This window comes from Afipia clevelandensis ATCC 49720 (assembly GCF_000336555.1).
GTDB classification, from domain to species: Bacteria; Pseudomonadota; Alphaproteobacteria; order Rhizobiales; family Xanthobacteraceae; genus Afipia; species Afipia clevelandensis.
Map to the genome: position 1 here is coordinate 1,053,087 of NZ_KB375281.1, position 20,403 is coordinate 1,073,489.

General features: G+C 61.3%; 17 protein-coding genes. 3 read left to right on the forward strand and 14 right to left on the reverse strand.

Annotated elements, in window-relative coordinates:
• Nucleotides 1–142 precede the first annotated feature (142 nt).
• The 3 genes from HMPREF9696_RS04795 to HMPREF9696_RS04805 all read right to left on the reverse strand — a co-directional run bounded on the left by HMPREF9696_RS04795 (nucleotide 143) and on the right by HMPREF9696_RS04805 (nucleotide 5,458).
• Nucleotides 143–1,474 (reverse strand): HlyD family type I secretion periplasmic adaptor subunit, encoded by a 1,332-nt coding sequence (locus HMPREF9696_RS04795; RefSeq protein ID WP_002711829.1) that lies wholly within the window; start codon nucleotides 1,472–1,474, stop codon nucleotides 143–145.
• Nucleotides 1,461–3,656 carry a type I secretion system permease/ATPase gene (locus HMPREF9696_RS04800; RefSeq protein WP_002711830.1) on the reverse strand — a complete coding sequence of 732 codons (2,196 nt, stop codon included), beginning with the start codon at nucleotides 3,654–3,656 and terminating at the stop codon, nucleotides 1,461–1,463. Before HMPREF9696_RS04800 ends, HMPREF9696_RS04795 begins: the two co-directional genes overlap by 14 nt.
• A gap of 179 nt (nucleotides 3,657–3,835) precedes the next feature.
• Complete coding sequence (locus tag HMPREF9696_RS04805) at nucleotides 3,836–5,458, reverse strand: TolC family outer membrane protein (protein ID WP_002711831.1); 1,623 nt, start codon at nucleotides 5,456–5,458, stop codon at nucleotides 3,836–3,838.
• 379 nt (nucleotides 5,459–5,837) lie between these two features.
• Between HMPREF9696_RS04805 and HMPREF9696_RS04810 the strand changes: the two genes are divergently transcribed.
• The gene (locus HMPREF9696_RS04810) at nucleotides 5,838–6,416 is read left to right on the forward strand and encodes a thermonuclease family protein (protein WP_002711832.1); all 579 of its coding nucleotides are present in this window, start codon (nucleotides 5,838–5,840) and stop codon (nucleotides 6,414–6,416) included.
• Between the two features lie 10 nt (nucleotides 6,417–6,426).
• Here the strand turns inward: HMPREF9696_RS04810 and HMPREF9696_RS21190 are convergent, their stop codons facing one another.
• Entirely contained in the window at nucleotides 6,427–6,678 is a 252-nt protein-coding gene (locus tag HMPREF9696_RS21190; RefSeq protein WP_002711833.1) for a DUF1272 domain-containing protein, read from the reverse strand.
• 127 nt (nucleotides 6,679–6,805) lie between these two features.
• On the opposite strand from HMPREF9696_RS21190, the gene HMPREF9696_RS04815 reads away from it, so the two are divergent.
• Entirely contained in the window at nucleotides 6,806–7,639 is an 834-nt protein-coding gene (locus HMPREF9696_RS04815) for an enoyl-CoA hydratase/isomerase family protein (RefSeq protein ID WP_002711834.1), read from the forward strand.
• A 2-nt stretch (nucleotides 7,640–7,641) separates the two neighbouring features.
• Here HMPREF9696_RS04815 and HMPREF9696_RS04820 read toward each other — a convergent pair whose 3' ends face one another.
• Both HMPREF9696_RS04820 and queC read right to left on the reverse strand, forming a co-directional pair.
• Nucleotides 7,642–8,199, reverse strand: a complete 558-nt coding sequence (locus tag HMPREF9696_RS04820; protein WP_002711835.1) for a VUT family protein — start codon at nucleotides 8,197–8,199, stop codon at nucleotides 7,642–7,644.
• Nucleotides 8,196–8,924, reverse strand: coding sequence for a 7-cyano-7-deazaguanine synthase QueC (queC, locus tag HMPREF9696_RS04825; RefSeq protein ID WP_002711836.1), 729 nt, complete (start codon nucleotides 8,922–8,924; stop codon nucleotides 8,196–8,198). Before queC ends, HMPREF9696_RS04820 begins: the two co-directional genes overlap by 4 nt.
• A 95-nt stretch (nucleotides 8,925–9,019) precedes the next feature.
• On the opposite strand from queC, the gene mazG reads away from it, so the two are divergent.
• Entirely contained in the window at nucleotides 9,020–9,832 is an 813-nt protein-coding gene (gene mazG, locus HMPREF9696_RS04830) for a nucleoside triphosphate pyrophosphohydrolase (RefSeq protein WP_002711837.1), read from the forward strand.
• 247 nt (nucleotides 9,833–10,079) lie between these two features.
• Here the strand turns inward: mazG and hflX are convergent, their stop codons facing one another.
• The 8 genes from hflX to dusB form a co-directional block, all read right to left on the reverse strand.
• Nucleotides 10,080–11,456 carry a GTPase HflX gene (hflX, locus tag HMPREF9696_RS04835; RefSeq protein ID WP_040301172.1) on the reverse strand — a complete coding sequence of 459 codons (1,377 nt, stop codon included), beginning with the start codon at nucleotides 11,454–11,456 and terminating at the stop codon, nucleotides 10,080–10,082.
• Nucleotides 11,457–11,468: 12 nt separating this feature from the next.
• On the reverse strand, nucleotides 11,469–11,717 hold the full coding sequence (gene hfq / locus HMPREF9696_RS04840) for an RNA chaperone Hfq (protein ID WP_002711839.1): 249 nt from the start codon (nucleotides 11,715–11,717) through the stop codon (nucleotides 11,469–11,471).
• A 170-nt stretch (nucleotides 11,718–11,887) separates the two neighbouring features.
• Nucleotides 11,888–12,745 (reverse strand): D-amino-acid transaminase, encoded by an 858-nt coding sequence (locus tag HMPREF9696_RS04845; protein ID WP_002711840.1) that lies wholly within the window; start codon nucleotides 12,743–12,745, stop codon nucleotides 11,888–11,890.
• Nucleotides 12,746–12,749: 4 nt separating this feature from the next.
• Nucleotides 12,750–14,120: a nitrogen assimilation response regulator NtrX gene (gene ntrX, locus HMPREF9696_RS04850; RefSeq protein WP_002711841.1), complete on the reverse strand. Its 1,371-nt coding sequence runs from the start codon at nucleotides 14,118–14,120 to the stop codon at nucleotides 12,750–12,752.
• Between the two features lie 17 nt (nucleotides 14,121–14,137).
• Nucleotides 14,138–16,408, reverse strand: coding sequence for a sensor histidine kinase NtrY-like (locus HMPREF9696_RS04855; protein WP_002711842.1), 2,271 nt, complete (start codon nucleotides 16,406–16,408; stop codon nucleotides 14,138–14,140).
• A 215-nt stretch (nucleotides 16,409–16,623) separates the two neighbouring features.
• Entirely contained in the window at nucleotides 16,624–18,066 is a 1,443-nt protein-coding gene (ntrC, locus tag HMPREF9696_RS04860; RefSeq protein ID WP_002711843.1) for a nitrogen regulation protein NR(I), read from the reverse strand.
• Between the two features lie 2 nt (nucleotides 18,067–18,068).
• Nucleotides 18,069–19,244, reverse strand: a complete 1,176-nt coding sequence (locus HMPREF9696_RS04865) for a two-component system sensor histidine kinase NtrB (RefSeq protein WP_002711844.1) — start codon at nucleotides 19,242–19,244, stop codon at nucleotides 18,069–18,071.
• The gene (gene dusB, locus HMPREF9696_RS04870) at nucleotides 19,241–20,305 is read right to left on the reverse strand and encodes a tRNA dihydrouridine synthase DusB (RefSeq protein WP_002711845.1); all 1,065 of its coding nucleotides are present in this window, start codon (nucleotides 20,303–20,305) and stop codon (nucleotides 19,241–19,243) included. The genes HMPREF9696_RS04865 and dusB overlap by 4 nt, the downstream gene beginning before the upstream one ends.
• Between the last annotated feature and the right edge of the window lie 98 nt (nucleotides 20,306–20,403).

A 20,403-nucleotide genomic window follows, 5' to 3' on the forward strand; every position in this document is an offset into this window, starting at 1 on the left:
TGGTCCTGCCCCGGATCTTGTGGGGTCAGGCTTAAGGTACGCCCTGCTTCTCCGCGGTTAAGGGACGTCAACCCTTCCGGGTATTGTCGGAAGCAGGCTGAACCGCTGGGAAGCGAAACCTCTCAAATTTTACGAATATCCCTCAGCGTTCGCGCAGGGCCTCATCCCGCAGCACCCGGGCAGGCTTCACCAGATAGTCGAGAACGGACTTGGAGCCGGTCAGGATTTCCACCGTAGCAACCATGCCCGGCAACACCGGCAATGGGTGCTCGGCCGTGCCTAGATGGTTCTTCTCGGTGCGGATCATCACCCGGTAGAAGGTCTCGCCGCGCTCGTTTTTATCGCCTTTTTCGTCAATGATCGTATCGGCGCTGATGCGCTCCACCTTGCCGTGTAACGATCCGTAAACCGAGGAATCGTACGCGCTCAGTTTGACCACGGCAGGATGGTTCGGACGGATAAAAGCGATGTCCTGCGGACGAATGCGCCCTTCGACCAGCAAGGTGTCGTCGATAGGCACCAGTTCCATCAGGTTGGCCGCCGGCTGAACCACGGCGCCAATAGTGTTCACGTTCAATTTGTTAACGATACCCCGGACAGGCGCTTTCAGCTCTGTCCGGCGCACCTTGTCCTGCGCGTACTTGATGTTTTCGTCGAGCACCGCCAGATCGGCGCGCGATTTCGCCAGATCTTCCTCAGCCTGGGCGACGAAACTCGCCCGAGCCCCCGCAATCCGCGATTGGGATTCCTGAATGGCGGTCTCGGTCTTTACGATGGTGGCCTGCACGACGGACAACTGGCCGCGCATGTCGGTGGCCTGCCTGTCGACGCGCAGCATTTCAATTTCAGGAACCACCCGCTGATTGTACAGATTTCGGGTCAGTTCAACTTCGCGGCTCAACAGCTTCAGCGTGCCCGAGAAGCGGTCCTCGGAGGCGCGCAATTCGTCCACTTCCCGACGCTTCTGCGCTTCCTGCTGCTGAATCACATCAATGTCCTGCGCGAGCTTCCTTGCACGCGCGTCGTACACATTGCGCTCCGCGGCAACGGAACGCGGACTATTCTGTTCGAGGGTCTCCGGAAACTTCAACGGAATTCCCTGGGTTTCAGCCTCCAGACGTAAGACTCGCGCAGCCATTGCGGCCTGACGCTCGCGCACCTCGCCGAACTGAGAGGCAAAACTGGTGTCTTCGATCCGCGCCAAAGGCTGCCCCTGCTCGACGATGGTTCCTTCCGAGACAAGAAGCTCGCTGATGATGCCACCTTCCAGCGATTGCACCACCTGGATCTGTCGCGCCGGCACGACCTTGCCGCTGCCGCGCTTGACTTCGTCAAGTACCGCGAAATGGGCCCAGACAACGAACGTCGCGATCATGGCCAATGAGGCGAACAGCAGCATGCGCGCCGTCCGGGGTGTGCGCATCTCAATCGCCGAGCGGATGTCGTTGGAGAAACTGAAATCAGACTGCTGCATTGCCCGGTCCCGGTTGCGGCGCCTTCATGCGCGCAGTGATCTCTTCACGAGGCCCGTCAGCAACCAGTCGCCCGCGATCGAACACGAGGACCCGGTCCATCAGAGCCAGGACCGAGGGCCGGTGTGTCGCGACAATCAGGGTGTCGTTGCTTTTCGCGAGCCCCTGCAACCGTCCCAGAAATTCGGATTCGCTGCGGACGTCGAAATGCGCCGTAGGTTCATCGAGAAACAGGATTTTCGGCTTGCGGATAAGAATGCGGGCAAGGCCGATGGCCTGCTTCTGTCCGCCGGACAGGCTGCGCCCGCCTTCAGCGATCATCATGTCATAGCCTTCCGGATGACCGGCAATGAACGTCTCGACGCCCGCCAGCCGTGCCGCCGCGATCACTTCCTCGTCGGTCGCGCTCGGCTTTCCATAGGTGATGTTGTCGCGCAGCTTGCCGTAGAACAGGTCGGTGTCCTGCAGCGCGAAGCCGACGCCAGCCCGCAGATCGGCCGGATCGTACTGACGAATGTCGACACCATCGACAAGGATGGTTCCTTCGGTGGGCGCATAGAACCCTGCCAGCATCTTGCCGACTGTTGTTTTTCCCGATCCGATGCGGCCGACAATGCCGACCTTCTCACCCGGCTTGATCCGGAAGGAAACATGATCGAGCGCCTTTGCCGGGCTGTTGCCATAGGCGAAGGTGACGTTCTGGAATTCGATGGCGCCCTGCTGGATTTCGCGGGCGACAAAGATCTTCTCCGGCGGACGCTCACGCTCGAGCGACATCAGCCGGTCGATCGAACGCAGGGCCGAGATGGTTTGCGTGCCGCGCGTGATGACCGCGGCGATCCCCGCAATCGGACCGAGCACGCGGCCGGACAGCATATTCGCAGCAACCAGCGCACCGACCGACAGCTTGCCATCCAGGATTAGGAAAACGCCGATCACGATCAGCAGCAGGCTGGTGATCTGTGTTGCGACACTTGCGCTGGTGAGTGCGAGCGACGACCAGAACTGGACGTCTTCGCTGGAACGGGCCGTGGCGGCGACCGAGCGTTCCCAGCCCGTCTGCACCTTCGCCTCAGCGCCGATCGCGCGCACGGTTTCCAGACCGTTCAGCGACTCGATCAGAATGCCATGGCGCGCGGACGACTCCGCCTGCAGCCGTTTCATCGCGCGCGCCAGCGGACGCTGAAGCAACAGCCCTATGCCGATCATGATCGGCAGCATCAGAAGAGGAATCCATGCCAGCGGTCCTGCGACCATGAACAGCGCTGCGATGAAGATCAGCGCGAACAGCAGGTCCGTCGCTGAAACGACCGTCCCGGACGTGAAGAACTCGCGAACGGAGTCAAAATCGCGCATCTGGTTGGCGAGAATGCCGACCGAGGCCGGACGCTGCGAGAGTTTCAGCGCCATGATATGTTCAAAGATATTGGCGGCGAGAACGACGTCGATCTTCTTGCCGGTCATGTCGATGATGCGCGCGCGGACGATCCGCAAGACGAAATCGAACACAATCCCGAGGCCGAGACCGATACTCAGCGCAACGAGCGAAGGAATGGCGCCGTTCGGAATCACGCGATCGTAAACGCTCATGGTGAAGAGCGGCGTCGCAAGCGCCAGAACGTTCACGATGAAAGCCGCAATGGCGACGTGACTGTAATTCGCGCCGAACTGCTTGACGACCGACCAGAACCAGTGCTTGCGCGGAACATCTCCTGCCGCGACGGCGCGCGGATCGGCCACCTGCGCCGGACGGACAAAATAGGCAAAGCCGGTATATTGCGCGGCGACGATCACGAACGGTTCGATGATATCGCGAACAGCATGCGTGGGATCGGCGAGGGTCACGCGGTTGGCGTCACGGTCGATGCCAAGAAGAATTCGCGTTGATCCGTCGTGCAGCAGAATAACAGCGGGAAGCACGAGAGCCGGAATGTCCTCCAGCGCCCGCTCCATGAGTTGCGCTTCGAGGCCGGCACGCGCGGCAGCCCGCTCATAAAGAGCAGGATGAAGGATACCATCCTCGATCGGGAGTCCGGCAAGCAACGCTTCCCGGCTGATAGCACGGCCGAAATGCGCGGCGAGATAGGTCAGGCTGTCGGCTAGACAGTCTTCGCGGACTGGCGCTTTGGCTGAGACCGGACTGGCGGCCGCGACGGCGGCAGTATTGTTTGCGTGCAAATTCACCGAAGGCCTCGAAATAAACGACGACCACCGTGCCGATCACAGCGGTCGACATAAACGGTAAAATTGAACGACATTTATTCCAAAACGCCACCGACCGCCCGTTAATTCGATGTCACGGGCGGACATGGCTTGATTTAGGGTAAACCTGCTGCGCCAGGTTTAGTGCGGGAAAAGCCGCGTCAGCGCGGTACTCCCGTCCATCGGGCCCCGAACGGATCGGCTGCCGGAGCCGCAGGTGCTGCAAATCCCAAAGCAGAGGTGCCGTAGGCCGGACGGGTGCCGTTATCCGAGGTCTGCCAGCGGTCACTGAAGGTCACGACAGCGGGATTGCTCACATTGGTATTGAACGGCGAGTCCCATACGGGAACCCCCGCTACGTTCAGCGGCTCGGGTCCCGGTTCCGGCGCGCTCAGACGGATCGGCGCAAAGCGAAGCGGGAAAACCGCAAAGGGCTTGGTGTCCAGCGGATCGGCCTCCGGCGGCGGCGCCGTCTTCAGGTAGGCCAGCATCTGCCCCATGGCGGCCAGCAACTGATAGTCGGCGAACACCGTGATGCCCCGCGCCGATGTCAGCGAAACCAGCGCGTTGAAGTACTGGTTCTGCGAGTTCAGCAGGTCGATCAGGGTGCGCTGACCCAGATCGTATTCCTTGTTGTAGGCAACGACGGTCTTGCGAGCGGCTTCAACTTCGCGGACCAGCGCGGCAACGCGATCATTGGTGATCGTCCGCGCGGCCCAGGCCTTGTCGATGGACTCGAGCGCCTCGCGCTGCAGCCGCGCATTGCGGTTCTGCTGCTCGATCATGCGCTCGGCAGCTTCATTGCGGCGCCAGGTATTCTGGCCGCCATTGAAAATATCCCAGCTCGCCACAACCTTGCCGCTGACTTCGTCGCGCTGGCCCGGATACGTGATGGAGTCGGAACCGCGCAGCGCCCGGCCTTCGAGCGATACGGTCGGCATGAAAGCGCCGGCGGTCGCATCAAATGCATGCTTTGACGCATCGACATCGGCCTGCGCGGCGCGCAAGGTTGGGTTGTAGCGATAGGCAAGGTTCAGCGACTCTTCCTTGGAATGAGGAAGACCGCCAAGGCGCGTGGGGAAGCGCAGGTTGTAGGGCTCAAGTCCGACCGTCTTGCGATACTTGGCACGCGCGACGTCGAGCTGGGTGCGGAAATCGGCGAGAATGGCTTCCGCAGCCGCGACACGTTCTTCAGCCTGCTGCAGGTCGCCCTCGCCCGCGCGGCCACCCTGGAAGCGCGCGCGCACATTCTTGCGCACCTCGAAGTGGACTTTGATGTTTTCCTCAGCGAGAGAAACTAGGCGCAGGTAGCGCGTGACGTCGATATAGGCTTCGGCCGCGTCGAGGCCGATCAGTTCGGTCCGTTCGAGCACGCGATGCGACGCCGCATTGACGCGAGCGGCCTGACGCCAGACTTCGTTGACGCTGGCAAAACCATCGAACAGCAACTGGCGCACGACCACCGAGGCCTGACGGCCATTCATGTAGTCGCCGTTGCCGATCGGTGTGGGGGTAACGTAGCGGCGAAGAGACTCCGGACCGGCGCTGGCTTCAAGGCGGATCTGCGGAAGCAGCGTGCCCTGGCTCTGGCGCATCTCGGATTCTGTCGCGCGGCGGTTAGCGGTTGCCTCACCGACGCCCGGGTTTGAAATCACTGCCTGATTAATAGCGTCGTTGATCGAAAACTGATCTGCCTGTGCGGCGGTCGCGATGCTAATGCCCAGCAGTATTGTAAATAATTGAAATATATACATAAGCCACCCCGGGAACCGAACTATCACCATTCAGTGAGGCTCGCAACCGAGGCCCGCCGTCGATTGGATATGCCTCATCTCGCTGAGACGGCCGTGCGCGAATATCGCGAATGGCGTTTTTTCCAGCAATGATAGGGGTTTGAGCGCCTCCGGCCGAACACACCCGCGTACCCGTAGCAATGTGCTCAAAATGTCACGCTTAGCCAAACAATTGTGTTTTGAGTGCATCCTCCGGGGTTCGTAATAATGAATTAGGACATCGCCTCCGTGTTGGGCATGAAAATGAGACGACGCCCGTTTGAAGGGTGGCGATTCCCCTCCGAAGTTCCGGCAATACTTTCGGGCACGGCGTGGCGGGGGGATGCGATGATTTGCCGTTCCGCCCCACACCGCCCCGGGTGATGTCTCCATGACCTTCCCGCCCATTCCGAAATCCGGCCAGCGCCGTCCGCGCTCCTTCGGCCATGACACCCGCCGCTGGACGGTTGGCCTGATCGTCCTGATCGGCTCGCTTGGCGTTTACGCGGCAGAGCGCTGGTTCAAGAGCCCCGAAGCTCCGGTGATCGGCACGGCCTTCGTGGCCGATGGCGATACCCTGACCATTAACGGGACGCGGATCCGCCTGATCGACATCGACGCGCCGGAACTGGAGCAGATGTGCCTCGACGCACAGGACCGCGAGTGGCCATGCGGCCGCCAGGCGTCGGCTCGGTTGCGCAGCCGGGTGCGCGGACACGACTTGAGGTGCCAGCCGAAGTCGATCGACAAGTACGGTCGGACGCTCGCCACTTGCACTCTTCCCGACGGGACAGACATCAACGCCTGGATGGTTCAGCAAGGATTGGCGGTGACGTCGGGCCTCGCGCATGTCTACGGTGCGCAGCAGGACGAGGCGCGATCAGCAAGACGCGGATTGTGGACCGGGTCGTTCACGCCGCCGCGCGAGTGGCGGCATCAACATCCGCGCACGGACAACCGCAAGGATTGATCGCGCTGCATCAACCTGCCTTCGCGAGACACGGTTGCGCGCGCAGATGCCGCTCGGTAGAGGCCGGATATTTGCGGAGCATAGCGGCTGGCCTGATTGGACGCGGGACGAAGTTTCCGCTGCAATTCGGACAGGCTCCGCCAAAAACCGTATCGGCACAGGCCGCGCAGAACGTGCACTCGAAGGTGCAGATCACAGCTTCTGCGCTGTCCGGCGGGAGGTCCTTGTCGCAGCACTCGCAATTCGGCCTGAGCTTCATCATCGCGTTTCTCCCTTGCGCAGAGCGTATGCGGCTGACGGATAGGACGCAAGGCAGCCCCGCAAAGCCGAATGCTTGCGCCTTTGCGGCTTTTGATTTTACCTGCGCGCAGAAAAACGAGGAAACGCAAATGTCAAAGGCCGCAACACTCGCTGAATCTCGCTCTGCGGAATCTGAAGTTCTTTACGCGGTCGATGGCAATATCGCGACCATCACGCTGAATCGTCCGGAGCGATTGAACACCATCTCGCGGCCTATGCTTGCGCAACTCGGCGAACTGCTTTTGCAAGCTGACAACGATCCCGCGGTGCGCGTCGTGATCCTCACCGCAACCGGACGCGCCTTCTGCGCAGGACTCGATGTCGGGAGTGCAGCCAGCGGCTCGGGGATCGGATCGCAGAGCGACGCCGACGGTGCACGCACCACGCTCGACCTCAAAACCGCGCCGCCGACAATCCTGTTCAACATGGAGAAACCGACGATCTGCGCTCTCAATGGCGCGGCCGCAGGCTACGGCATGGACACCGCGCTCGGCTGCGATATCCGCATCATGGCCGAAAGCGCGAAATTTGCCGCAGCGTTCGTCAAGCGCGGCATCGTGCCGGAATCTGGCGGGACATGGTTTCTGCCGCGCATGCTGGGCTGGGCGAAGGCTGCCGAGATCATCTTCACGGGACGCACCCTGTCGGCGCAGGAAAGCCTTGAAATGGGCTTGACCAATCATGTTGTCCCGGACGCCGAATTGATGCCCCGCGCCCGTGCGCTGGCAGCGGAGATCGCAGCCAATGCGCCGCTGGCGGTTCAGTCAGCCAAGCGCATGATGCGCGTCGGATTGTCCGAGACCTTCAACGATCATGTGCATCACGTTTTCCTGCAACTGCTTCCGCTGATGCGGACGCAGGATTTCCGTGAAGGCCTTGCATCGTTTCTTGAAAAGCGCCCCGCGGATTTCAAGGGGCGCTGAAATCAAGCCGCGCCAAGCCGTTGTTCTCTGTTCCGCAGCCAGCGGATCGCGGGCAGCGTCAATAACACCATGATGGCCTTGCCCACGATCTGGCCTGCGAGGAATTGCAGGCTGCCGAAGGCAAGCCAGAGGAACAGCAGCGAGTCCGCGATCAATCCGACCAGGCTGCTCGCCGCGACAGCCAGCACGAGTCCGCGCTTCTGCAACGGAGTGTAGACGGCAAAGTCGGCAAGTTCCGACAGCAGGAACGCAACCGCCGAGGCGATCAACAGCGGCGCGGGCGCAAGCGCCGCTGAAAGCAGCGTGCCTGCCCCGATCGCAACTAGGCCGTAAGTGACCCCAAGGCGCCTCTGCACGAGATCGCGCAGCACCAGGGCAAGTCCGGCCATCAGGACACCACTCGGCGCCATCAGGCCGGGGGCAACCGGGATCAGACACGGGCCATCCGGCGGACACGCGGTGCCAAAGTGCTGGATCAGCCAGTTCGCGACTGGAATGCAAGCGATGTAGCCGGTCAGAAACAGAAAGCCTTCGGCACGAAGGCGGCTGCCAAGTGTCATCGCGCTTCAATCTTGGCTTTCGCCGCGTAGGCCACCCAGCCCCTGGCGCGCAGACTGCAGGCAGGACATTCGCCACATCCGTAGCCCCAATCGTGACGTGCCCCGCGCTCGCCGAGATAGCAGGTGTGGGAGTGCTCGACGATCAAGTCAACGAGTCCCCTGCCTCCGAGCGTTTCCGCAAGCGCCCACGTTTCGGACTTGTCGAGCCACATCAGCGGCGTGTGCAACTCGAACGGACGCGCCATGCCGAGATTGAGCGCGACGTTGAGCGCCTTGATGGTGTCGTCGCGACAATCGGGATAGCCGGAGAAATCCGTCTCGCACATACCGCCGACGATGTGCGTGATGCCGCGCCGATACGCCAACGCTGCCGCGAACGTCAGAAACACCAGATTGCGGCCCGGCACGAAAGTATTGGGCAGGCCATCGTCGTTCATTTCGATCGCGGTTTCGCGGGTCAGCGCGGTTTCCGAAACGTCGCCAAGGGTCGGAATATCCAGCGTATGACTGTCGCCAAGCCTCGCCGCCCATTCGGGCCGCAGCGCTGTCATACCCGCGATCAGCTTTCCGCGGCTGTCGAGTTCGATGGCATGGCGCTGGCCGTAGGAAAATCCGATAGTTTCAACGCGCTCGAAACGCGACAGTGCCCATGCCAGGCAGGTCGCGGAATCCTGTCCGCCGGAGAAAAGCACCAAAGCTGCGTTGTTCGGACCCAATTCTGTCATGGGACTGCACTTAGCACCCGAATAACGCGCCGCCAATTGTCTGAGGGCCGGCGTTCCGGCATAGAAGACCCAATCTGTTCAACTTGCGGTGCGCCATGCCCTCTTCTGCCGAAATTCTCAAACTTATCGACATTATGGCCGCGCTGCGCACGCCCAAAACAGGATGCCCGTGGGATCTGGAACAGACGTTTACGACCATCGCGCCCTACACAATCGAGGAGGCCTATGAGGTTGCCGACGCTATTGCGCGTAACGATCTCGATGACCTGAAGGAGGAACTGGGCGATCTGCTGTTGCAGGTGGTGTTTCATGCGCGCATGGCGGAGGAACAAGGCGCGTTCGCATTCGACGACGTCGCCGAGGCAATCAATACCAAGATGATCCGGCGTCACCCGCATGTGTTCGGTGAGCGGGCCGGACGCATGACGCCAGACGAAGTGAAGGGCCTATGGGGCCGGATCAAGGCGGAGGAAAAAGCAGAACGCGCCGCCCGCCGCGGCGAGCCGGTGAAAGTAAATCCCGGATTGCTCGACAGCGTGAAGAAGAGTCAGCCGGCGCTTGCGCGGGCGATGGACCTGCAACGCACCGCATCGACCGTCGGCTTCGACTGGAACGATCCGCGCGCGGTCTTGGCGAAAATCCGCGAGGAAGCCGACGAGATCGAGGCCGCACTGGACAGCGGCAATGACGCCCACATCTCCGAAGAAACCGGCGACCTGTTGTTCGCCGTGGTCAATCTGGCGCGTCATGCCAAGGCCGATCCCGAAATGGCTCTGCGCGCCACCAACGCGAAGTTCGAGCGGCGCTTTGCCTATATCGAACGCACCCTCGCCGCACGCGGCTCATCGCTCGAGCAGGCGACGCTCGCCGAAATGGATGCGCTGTGGAATGAGGCGAAGACCAGATAGCTTCGCTCCAATTCCTATCCTCATGGTGAAGAGGCGTTGTTGCGCCGTCTCGAACCATGAGCGCCATCTAACCCTCATCCTTCGAGACGCGGCTAACAGGCCGCTCCTCTGGATGAGTGGCACGACTTCAACCATTATGGTCACACGCCCGTCTGGATGATGAACGTCGCATTGAAATGCGCTGCCGCCATTGGTCGGATGAATAGCCGCGGCGGGCTTGCGGACAAGCCCCGTGCTGGCGGCAGGCTCACTGCACACTCGGAACAGCGCCGAATTTCGCAATTGTGATATCACGCTTCGAGATATCGACACGAACGGTCATGGCAAACCGGCCATTCTCCAGATGCTTGTCGAGGACCTCGGCGTTGCGGTGCAGCCAGCTAATGCCCGCGCCGTCGGACGGGTCGATGGTCAAATCCAGCGTAACACGCGTCGCGGCGAGCCGATCCTCGATGGCAGCGAGTAGCGCGTCGAGACCCTCGCCGGTTTCGGCTGACACCGGAAAACACGGCCGTTCCGGCGGCCTGCGCGCGGCGATGTTCATCAGGTTCGCGCGGCCGTCTTCATCGAAACGGTCGATCTTGTTCCAGACTTCCAGAATGCGCTGTCCGCCATCCAGGTCGATGCCGAGCTGGCGCAGCACGCCTTCCACGTCGTGCTGCTGGGCTTCCGCGTCCTCATGCGAGATGTCGCGGACATGCAGAATGACATCGGCTTCAATCACCTCTTCCAGCGTTGCGCGGAAAGCGGCGACCAGCATGGTAGGCAAATCCGAGATGAAGCCGACGGTATCCGACAACATCGCCTTGCCGCCATGCGGCAGTGTCAGCGCCCGCAATGTAGGATCGAGCGTCGCGAACAGCATGTCGGCGGCCTGCACATCGGCGCGCGTCAGGCGGTTGAACAGCGTCGACTTGCCGGCGTTGGTATAGCCGACGAGCGCAACAACACGGTACGGCACCCGCTGACGCCCGGCGCGATGCAGACGCCGGGTCGCCTGCACCTTTTTGAGTTCAGATTCGATTTTCGAGATGCGCTCGCTGATCATGCGGCGGTCGGCTTCGATCTGGGTTTCGCCGGGGCCGCCCATGAAGCCGAAGCCACCGCGCTGACGCTCCAGATGCGTCCATGACCGGACGAGGCGGCTGCGCTGGTAATTCAGATGCGCGAGTTCAACCTGTAGCGTGCCTTCGCGGGTCTTGGCCCGGCGGCCGAAGATTTCCAGAATCAGGCCGGTGCGGTCCAGCACCTTCGCCTTCCATTCCTTCTCCAGATTGCGCTGCTGAACCGGCGACAGCGCGCAGTCCATCACCACCAGATCGACGTCATTAGCCTTGATCAGGCCAAGCATCTCCTCGACCTTGCCCTTGCCGAGATAGGTTGCCGGACGGATGTCGCTCAGGGGAGCGATCACGGCTTCCGCGACCGTCAGGTCGATAGCGCGCGCGAGACCGGCGGCTTCCTCAAGCCGCGCCTCCGGATTACGTATTCCATGGGACATCGATGGCGCGTCCGGGTCGCCCCGCCGCACGCGCCTGTAAGGGCCGATGACCAGCACCCGCCCTGTATCGCCCCTCGCCGACCTTGGACGGTCAGCGTCCCCGCTAAAGTCTCGGGGTTCCAAATTAGTTCAGTCTCAAGCTGGCGAATCCTCGCCGCCCTCGAACAACTGGATCGGAGCGCCCGGCATGATCGTCGAGATCGCATGCTTGTAGACAAGCTGCGAGTGACCATCGCGCCGAAGCAGCAGGCAGAAATTGTCGAACCAGGTGACAATCCCCTGCAGCTTCACTCCATTGACCAGAAAGATCGTCAGTGGCGTTTTGGTTTTGCGAACGTGATTGAGAAACGTGTCTTGTAGGTTTTGTGCGCGGTCTGCCGCCATTTTCTTATCCCGCATTCTTGTTTTTGGGCCAGCCTGCCCTCTTCGGAGCGTGGTCTGGCTGCCGGCGTCCCTGAGATCCCCCTCCGGGTGCTGCAAAGACGATTAAAGGGCACGTCCGGTTGTTAGGCAAGACCACGGTAACCCGTTAAGCCGCCAAACGACGGAAAAACTTATGAAAATGCTGAAAACCGGTGGAATTCTTCCCGCAATCGCAAGGCAATAGGCCCAGGCTTGCCATTTCCGATGTCGCGGCCATCGACCCGGACCACGGGCATCACGATCTGGCTGGACGCGGTGACAAACGCCTCGGCGGCCTCATAGGCTTCCGCCGGCGTAAAGGGGCGCTCCTCGAACTTGATCTGCAGCGAGGCAAGAACTTCCGTCAGCACCGCGCGCGTGATGCCGGCGAGAATGCCGCTCTCCGCCGACCGCGTCACGACCTTGCCGTCCCGGGTGACAATCCAGGCATTGCTTGATGAACCCTCGGTGACATGGCCGTCGTGATCGACGAACCATGCCTCATAGGCGTTGTTCTCACGCGCCTGCTGTTTCGCCAGCACGTTCGGCAATAACGACACGGACTTGATGTCGACACGCGGCCAGCGGTTCTCGGGAATGGTGATAACGCCAATACCCTTCGATGCCGTGTCCTGGTTCTTCTGAAAATTCAGGCCGCGCGCCGTCACCACCAGTGCGGGCTTCACCGGATTGACCGGAAAGGCATGATCGCGACGCGCGACACCGCGCGTGACCTGCAGATAGACGATCCCGTAATTGACGCGGTTTCGCCGAACGGTTTCGTGGATTACGACCTCCAGCGAGGTCAGCGGCATTGGCATGTCGATCCGCAATTCGCGCAACGAGCGCTGCAACCGCGCCAGGTGGCGCGGCATGTCGACAACCTTGCCATTCCTGATCTCGCAGACTTCGTAAACGCCGTCGGAGAACTGATAACCGCGGTCCTCGATATTGACGGTGGCGTCCCGCATGTCGCGGTACTGGCCGTTCACATAGGCGATGCGGGACATGAAGTTATCCGACCCCCAACGCCTTGAGCTTGCGATGTAGTGCCGACCGCTCCATGCCGACGAACTCGGCGGTGCGCGAGATATTGCCGGAGAAGCGGCTGATCTGCGCGATCAGGTAGTCGCGCTCGAACACCTCGCGCGCCTCGCGCAGCGGCAGGCCCATGATGTGCTCGCCATTATTGCCCGTAGGCATCGCGGGGATCATCGAGCCGACATCCTGCGGCAGCATGTCCGCTGTAATGGCGGCATCGGGATCGCCGCCCGCCAGAATCATGACGCGCTCGACGTTGTTGCGCAGTTGCCGGACGTTACCCGGCCAGACGTGCGATTGCAGGACCGCCATCGCGTCTTCGCCGATCCGCCGTTTAGGCAGGCCCGTCGCGGACGAAATCTGATCCATGAAGTATTCAACCAGATCAGGAATATCCTCACGGCGCTCGGACAAGGGAGGAACGCGGATCGGCACGACGGACAGGCGATGGTAGAGATCCTCACGGAACTTGCCTTCGGCGATCTCGGCTTCAAGATTGCGCGCCGTCGAGGACACGATACGCACATCGACACTGACCTTGGTGGTGCCGCCTGCCCGCTGGAACGTCTGATCCACCAGAACGCGCAGAATGCGGTTCTGGGTTTCCCGCGGCATGTCCGCGATCTCGTCGATAAACAGCGTACCGCCGTGCGCCTCTTCCAGCGCGCCCGGTTTGCGGCCGGTCTCGCCGTCGGACAATTCGACGCCGAACAGTTCGACTTCCATCCGTTCCGGCGTGATCGCCGCGGCATTGATGACCACAAACGGTCCATCCGCGCGGCTCGACATCGCATGGAGTGTGCGTGCGACAAGTTCCTTGCCGCCTCCTGAAGGGCCGACGATCATGATGCGGCTGTTGGCCTTGGCGGCGCGATCAATGGTCTGGCGCAACTGGTTCATGCAGGGCGACTTGCCGACCAGCGTGGCGGATGACGGCGCATGCTGCTTGAGTTCACGCACCTCACGTTTCAGCCGCGAGGTTTCCAGAGCGCGGTTCGCCACAAGGATAAGCCGGTCCGCCTTGAAAGGCTTCTCGATGAAATCATAGGCGCCGCGCTTGATTGCAGCGACCGCCGTTTCGATATTGCCATGCCCCGAAATCATGACGATCGGCACCTCGGGATGCTCGAGCTTGATCTGCTCCAGCAGTTGCAGCCCGTCCAGCTTGCTGCCCTGAAGCCAGATGTCGAGGAAGATCAGATTTGGGCGGCGGCCCGCAATCTCCGCAAGCGCGCTGTCGCTGTCGCGCGCGGTGCGTGTCTTGAATCCCTCGTCCTCGAGAATACCTGCAACGAGGTCCCGAATATCGGCTTCGTCATCGACGATCAGAATATCGTTGGCCATAAATCACGCCCGTTCTGTCAACTGCCGGTTACGGCTTCTGTTTTTGTTTCGCTGGCTTCTTCGGTGCTGGCATCATTCGCCTTGCCGAAGACAGAGAAGCGCATTCTCACCCATGCTCCCCGCGCACCGGGGCGAAGGGCGGATGCGTCGTTCAGTTCGATACGTCCTCCGTGATCTTCGAGAACACGGCCGACAATGGCGAGTCCAAGGCCTGTGCCCTTCTCGCGCGTAGTCACATATGGCTCAAGCAGGCGCGCGCGGCTTTCTTTTGGCAGGCCGATTCCATTGTCCACAATATCAATGAGGATATCGTCGTTCTCGCGCGCCGCGATAACATCAATGTGTCCGCGTTCGATCTCGCCGGCAGGAACCGCGGCAATGGCCTCGGTTGCGTTCTTGATGATGTTCGTCAAGCCTTGCGAAATCAGACGACGGTCGAACTTCGCATGCATCGGCTCCTGCTTGATATCGACGTTAATGTCGATATCGGGATAACCGACGCGCATAAGGAACACGGTCTGACGAACGGTGTCGGCGACATCTTCGCCCTCGATCACAGGTTTCGGCATGCGCGCGAATTTGGAGAACTCATCAACCATCCGGCGAATGTCGTCGACCTGGCGGATGATCGTATCCGTGCACTGGTCGAACACCGGACGGTCTTCCGTAATGACCTTGCCGAACTTGCGGCGGATACGTTCGGCGGACAATTGAATCGGCGTCAGCGGATTCTTGATCTCGTGCGCGATACGGCGCGCCACATCCGCCCATGCCGAGGTCCGTTGCGCTGTTACAAGCTCTGTGATGTCGTCCAGCGTAATGATGTAGCTTTCGTTGGACTGGCCGGTCTGTTCGGAACTGACCCGCACCGAAAGCTGGCGCTCTATGCTGTCGCGGCTGATCTCGATCTGCCCCTGCAACAAGCGCTGCGCGCTGCCGCGCGCCGTCGCCATCAGTTCGTTCAACTCCGGAACGATCTCGGACAGCGGCTTGCCCAGGACTTCCGATTCCGAATGGCCAATCAGCTTTTCCGCCGAACGGTTGAGAACCGCGATCTTGCCCTCGCCGTCCACACCGATAATGCCGGCGCTGGCGGATGAGAGCACCGCTTCGATGAATCGCCTGCGGCTGTCGATCAGCCCGCTTGCATTGACCAGATCGTCGCGCTGGGTCCGCAACTCCTGCGTCATCTTGTTGAATGTTTCGCCGAGGCTGGCGAGGTCACCTTCCGATTTGTTGACCGGCACCTGAACGTGAAGATCGCCGGTGGAGACCAGATTGGCCGCGCTCATAAGCCGCCGGATCGGCGTAACAAGCCAGTTGGCGAAGTTAAGTCCGATCAGCACCGACGACATCAACACGGTCAGCGCGATCACCGTGAACATCAACGCGAAGGCGACCTGAATTCCGAGGCGGCGAGATTCAAGTTCGGCATATTCCTTCACGCTGGCCTGCGTCTGCTGCAACTGCGCGACAACGCGCGGATCCAGCAGGCGTGCGACGTAGAGAAACGTATCCTGAAATGCGCGCAGGCGAATGACAGCCGCGACATAGTTCTGCTCGATGAACACACCGATCTGCGGCTCGTCTTCCGCGACATTCTTGAGAAAATCCGGCGCGGGTGTCTGGAAATCCTGACGAATGCCCGTCGCCGCGGTTTCAAGGATATGGCGATCCTTGTCGATGATCATGGCGCCGGGAAGATTTCGCGAGGTCGCGCTTGAAGTCAGAAGGTTACGAAATGTCTGGCGGTCCTGATCATAGAGCGGCCGCGCCCGCGCAATGTCGTTCGCCATCCCGATGATGTCGCCGCGAATGAGCTGGGCATGCTCGTAGACATAGGCGTTGGCCACGATGAGCGAATTCTCGATCACCGCGCGGGTACGCACCGAGAACAGGCGGTCGAGACCGCGATCCAGCGTGACGTTGGCCACAATCGACACCAGCACCGCCGGCAGCACGGCGATCACCGAAAACAGGCTGACGATCTGGACGTGGAGCCGTGCCGCGGCCCGCCCCCGGCGGCGGGCCTGAATCACCTGCCAGAGCTCACGGGCGATAATCGCCAGCAGCACCAGGATCGTCGCGCCATTAATTAGAAGGAAGGTGACCACGACCTGGTGGGTCGGCGCGATCGGGGTCAGCCCGGTCAACACCACAAAGGTCAGAAAAGCCGAAAACAGCGCGAGAGCGACGGCAAACGGAGCCAGCAGCCGATGCCAAGGCCTGCTGGCCGGCTCGGCGATGGACGGTTCAAGCGACTGGGCCGACGCCTCTGCTGCGCTCATGCGGGGATCGTGTCAGGCCAATTGTGTGCGGGACAGCGGCGACGGCCGCATCCAGTGATGCATTCATATCACAATGTTGCCCAATTGCGACAATTCCTTGGCGCATTGGACGGCAAAGCCACACCTTCTACGGGTTCTCTACCGGAAAGGGCGTCGGCAGTGCTGCGCAGCCAAGTCCCACATTCGGTGGCGCGGCACGGTCCCGGAATCCGGTTCTAGCTGCCGCTGCGGTAGACCTGGATGTCGAGGTCACGGATCTTCTTGCGCAGCGTGTTCCTGTTCAAGCCAAGCAAGTCCGCAGCCCTGATCTGGTTGCCGCGGTTGGCCGCCAGCGCCGCGGTGAGAAGCGGAATCTCGATTTCCTTCAGGATGCGATGATAAAGGCCTGGCGGCGGCAAGCCATTCGGAAACCCGGCGAAGTGGGAGGCGAGATACATCTCCACCGCGCCGCCGAGATTGTCGACGCTCTGCGGCATGCTGCCGCCGGACACAACGGCAGGCGGCGCCAGTTCGCCTTCGATCACCGAGCCGGTGATGACATCCTGCGGATAAAGCGCAGCAAGACGGCGCGCGAGGTTCTCCAATTCGCGAACGTTGCCGGGCCAGCGATGCTGCTTGAGCCGTTCGAGCGCCTGTGCGTCGAGCTTCTTGGGCGGCAAGCCGTCCTTCTCTGCCAGAGCGAAGAAATGCCGGATCAGATCGGGCAAGTCTTCAATGCGCTCGCGCAGTGGCGGCAGCCGCAGCGGCACCACGTTGAGGCGGAAGAACAGGTCCTCGCGGAACAGGCCCTGCTGGATCAGAATGCGCAGATCCTTGTTCGACGCCGCCACGATGCGCACATCCGTCTTGATCGGGGTACGGCCGCCGACAGTGGTGTACTCACCTTGCTGCAAGACGCGCAGAAGACGGGTCTGTGCCTCCATCGGCATGTCACCGATTTCGTCGAGGAACAGCGTGCCGCCTTCGGCCTGCTCGAAGCGCCCGGTCGCGCGGGCATTCGCGCCGGTAAAAGCACCTCGTTCGTGGCCGAACAGTTCCGATTCGATCAGGTCGCGTGGAATCGCAGCCATGTTGACGGCGACGAACGGGCCGTTGCGCCGCTTGCCGTAATCATGAAGCGCGCGCGCAACCAGTTCCTTGCCGGTCCCGGACTCGCCGGAAATCATCACCGTCAGGTCGGTCTGCATCAGCCGCGCAAGCACGCGGTAGATTTCCTGCATCGCCGGTGAGCGGCCGACCAGCGGAATGGAATCGAACTCACCGTCGTCCTTGGACGCGGCTGGCCGTTCCTTCGGCTCCGACAACGCCCGGCCGACGATGGCGATCAGCTCCTTGAGGTCGAACGGCTTGGGCAAATACTCGTAGGCGCCCCGCTCCGACGCGCGAATGGCCGTCATGAACGTATTCTGCGCGCTCATAACGATGACCGGGAGATTTGGACGCATCTTCTTGATCCGCGGCAGCAGATCGAAGGCGTTCTCGTCCGGCATGACAACGTCGGTGATGACCAGATCACCCTCGCCTTGGCTGACCCAGCGCCACAGCGTGGCGGCGTTCCCGGTCAGACGCACCTCGTATCCGGCGCGTGACAGCGCCTGATTGAGTACGGTGCGGATGGCTGTGTCGTCGTCAGCGACAAGTATACTACCTGCGGGCATTGTTATTCCTCATCTGCATTCTGTGAGGCAGGCGACGGCGTTCCCGGGCGCGCGTCGCCGTTGCTGTGGTTCTGGGCTGGATTGAACATCGGCAACAGCACGCGGAATGTCGTCTTCCGCGGCTGCGATTCACATTCGATGATGCCGCCGTGATCGTTGACGATCTTGGCGACAAGCGCGAGACCGAGGCCGCTTCCCGTCGGCTTTGTCGTCACAAACGGATCGAACAGATTCGGCAGAAGATCGTCCGGAACACCCGGACCGTTATCCTTCACGCAAAACTCGAGCGGCAGCGACACCCGCGATTTCTTGCCCGGAATGGAGAGACGCACACCCGGGCGAAACGCCGTAGTGAGATGAATCTCCGCATCGGTGCCAAGATCACCCACGGCCTCGGCGGCATTCTTCACCAGATTGAGGAATACCTGAATCAGTTGGTCCTGATTGGCAAGGACCGGCGGCAGCGAGGGATCGTATTCCTCGATGAACTTGACGTTACGCGCAAAGCCGGACTGCGCGAGCCGCTTCACATGATCGAACACCGAATGGATATTGACCGGCCCGCGCGCCACGGGCCGCTCGTCACCGAATACTTCCATGCGATCGACAAGGGTGACGATGCGATCCGCTTCATCGCAAATGAGCCGGGTGAGTGTGCGATCTTCCGGAGAGGCAGCCTGTTCAAGCAACTGTGCCGCGCCGCGAATACCCGACAGCGGATTCTTGATCTCATGCGCCAGCATGGCGGCCAGCGCCGTCACCGATCGCGCGGCGCTGCGATGGGTCAACTGCCGGTCCATCTTGTCGGCGATCGAGCGCTCCTGAAGCATCACAACAATATGGCCCGGATGTTCACCAAGCGGCGCGACGTGAAGGTCAACTTGCCGATCGCCGCCGATCCGCGGCGTGCCGAGATCGACCTTGTACTCGTTCACAGCGGCATTGGTCCGGCGCACCTGATCAATCAGCGCCAGCAACGGGCTGCCGAACGGCACCAGTTCGCGCAGCATTTGCCGCCGCAGATGCGGGATGGATGTCTCGAAGAAGGATTCGGCGGCGATGTTCGCATCGAGAATCTTGCCGTCCGGCGCAATCAGCATCACCGGGTTGGGCAGCGCGTTCATCATCGCATCGCTGTTGGCGAGCTGTGGCGTGCGCTTTTCGGCGACATTGCTCATGCGGCGGCGCTCCAGGAAAATTCACCGAAGGCATCGTGCAGCGAACGGCGTACCTGTGCTGGCTCGGTCGCGGTCAGAATGACCTGCCGCCAGCGCTTGAGTGTTTCGGCGGAGGCCGCGCTGCCCTTCGCCGCAACATCGAGAGCCCAGCCGAGATGCTTGCGAGCGTGACGCGTGCCGACACGCGATCCGTAATGCTCCACGACATGATCGTAGAGATCGCAGACGTGATTCAGTTGGGTGCCGAGTTCAGGTTCCGGCTCGATCTCGCCGCCTGCAAGTCGCCGCGCGATCTGTCCGGGCAGCCAGGGCTGTCCCTGTGCACCGCGCCCGATCATCACGGCGTCCGCGCCCGATTCCTCAAGCGCCGTTGTCGCTTGCTCGAACGAGGTGATGTCGCCATTGACTACCACAGGCACCCTCACCGCATCCTTGACCGGACGAATGGCAGCCCAACTCGCGCTTCCCTTGTAGAACTGGCAGCGCGTGCGGCCGTGAACTGTGATCATTTTCACGCCCGCCTCTTCCGCACGGCGCGCAAGCTCGGGCGCATTGAGGGAGTTATCGTCCCAGCCGAGACGCATTTTTAATGTCACAGGGACATTGACTGCCGACACCGTGGCGTCGATCAGCCGCAAGGCGTGATCGAGATCGCGCATCAGCGCGGAGCCGGATTGGCCGCCGGTCACATGACGCGCCGGGCATCCCATGTTGATGTCGATAATGTCGGCGCCGCCGCCTTCAGCAATTCGCGCGCCCTCGGCCATCCAGTGGGTCTCGCAGCCAGCAAGCTGAACTACATGCGGGCCGATACCGGTGGCCTCACAGCGCAGCACGGACATCGGGCGGCCACGGGCCAGATCATCGCTGGCCGTCATTTCGGAAACAACGAGACCGGCGCCCAGTTCGGCGGTCATGCGCCGGAACGGTGCGTCGGTAATACCGGACATCGGCGCAAGCAGCACGCGATTGGCGATCTCGATATCGCCAATCGTAATTGTGTCTTGGCGGGCCGGAGGCTTAATCACCCTTATTTCGCTTTCTGACAGTCCCCGCGTCATTGCGGGGAGCGCATAGCTCAATTTCTAAGCACCAAAGAACCATGCCTACAGTTTAGCCAATTGTCCACAGCTTGCAAGTGCGATGCAACAATTCTTCC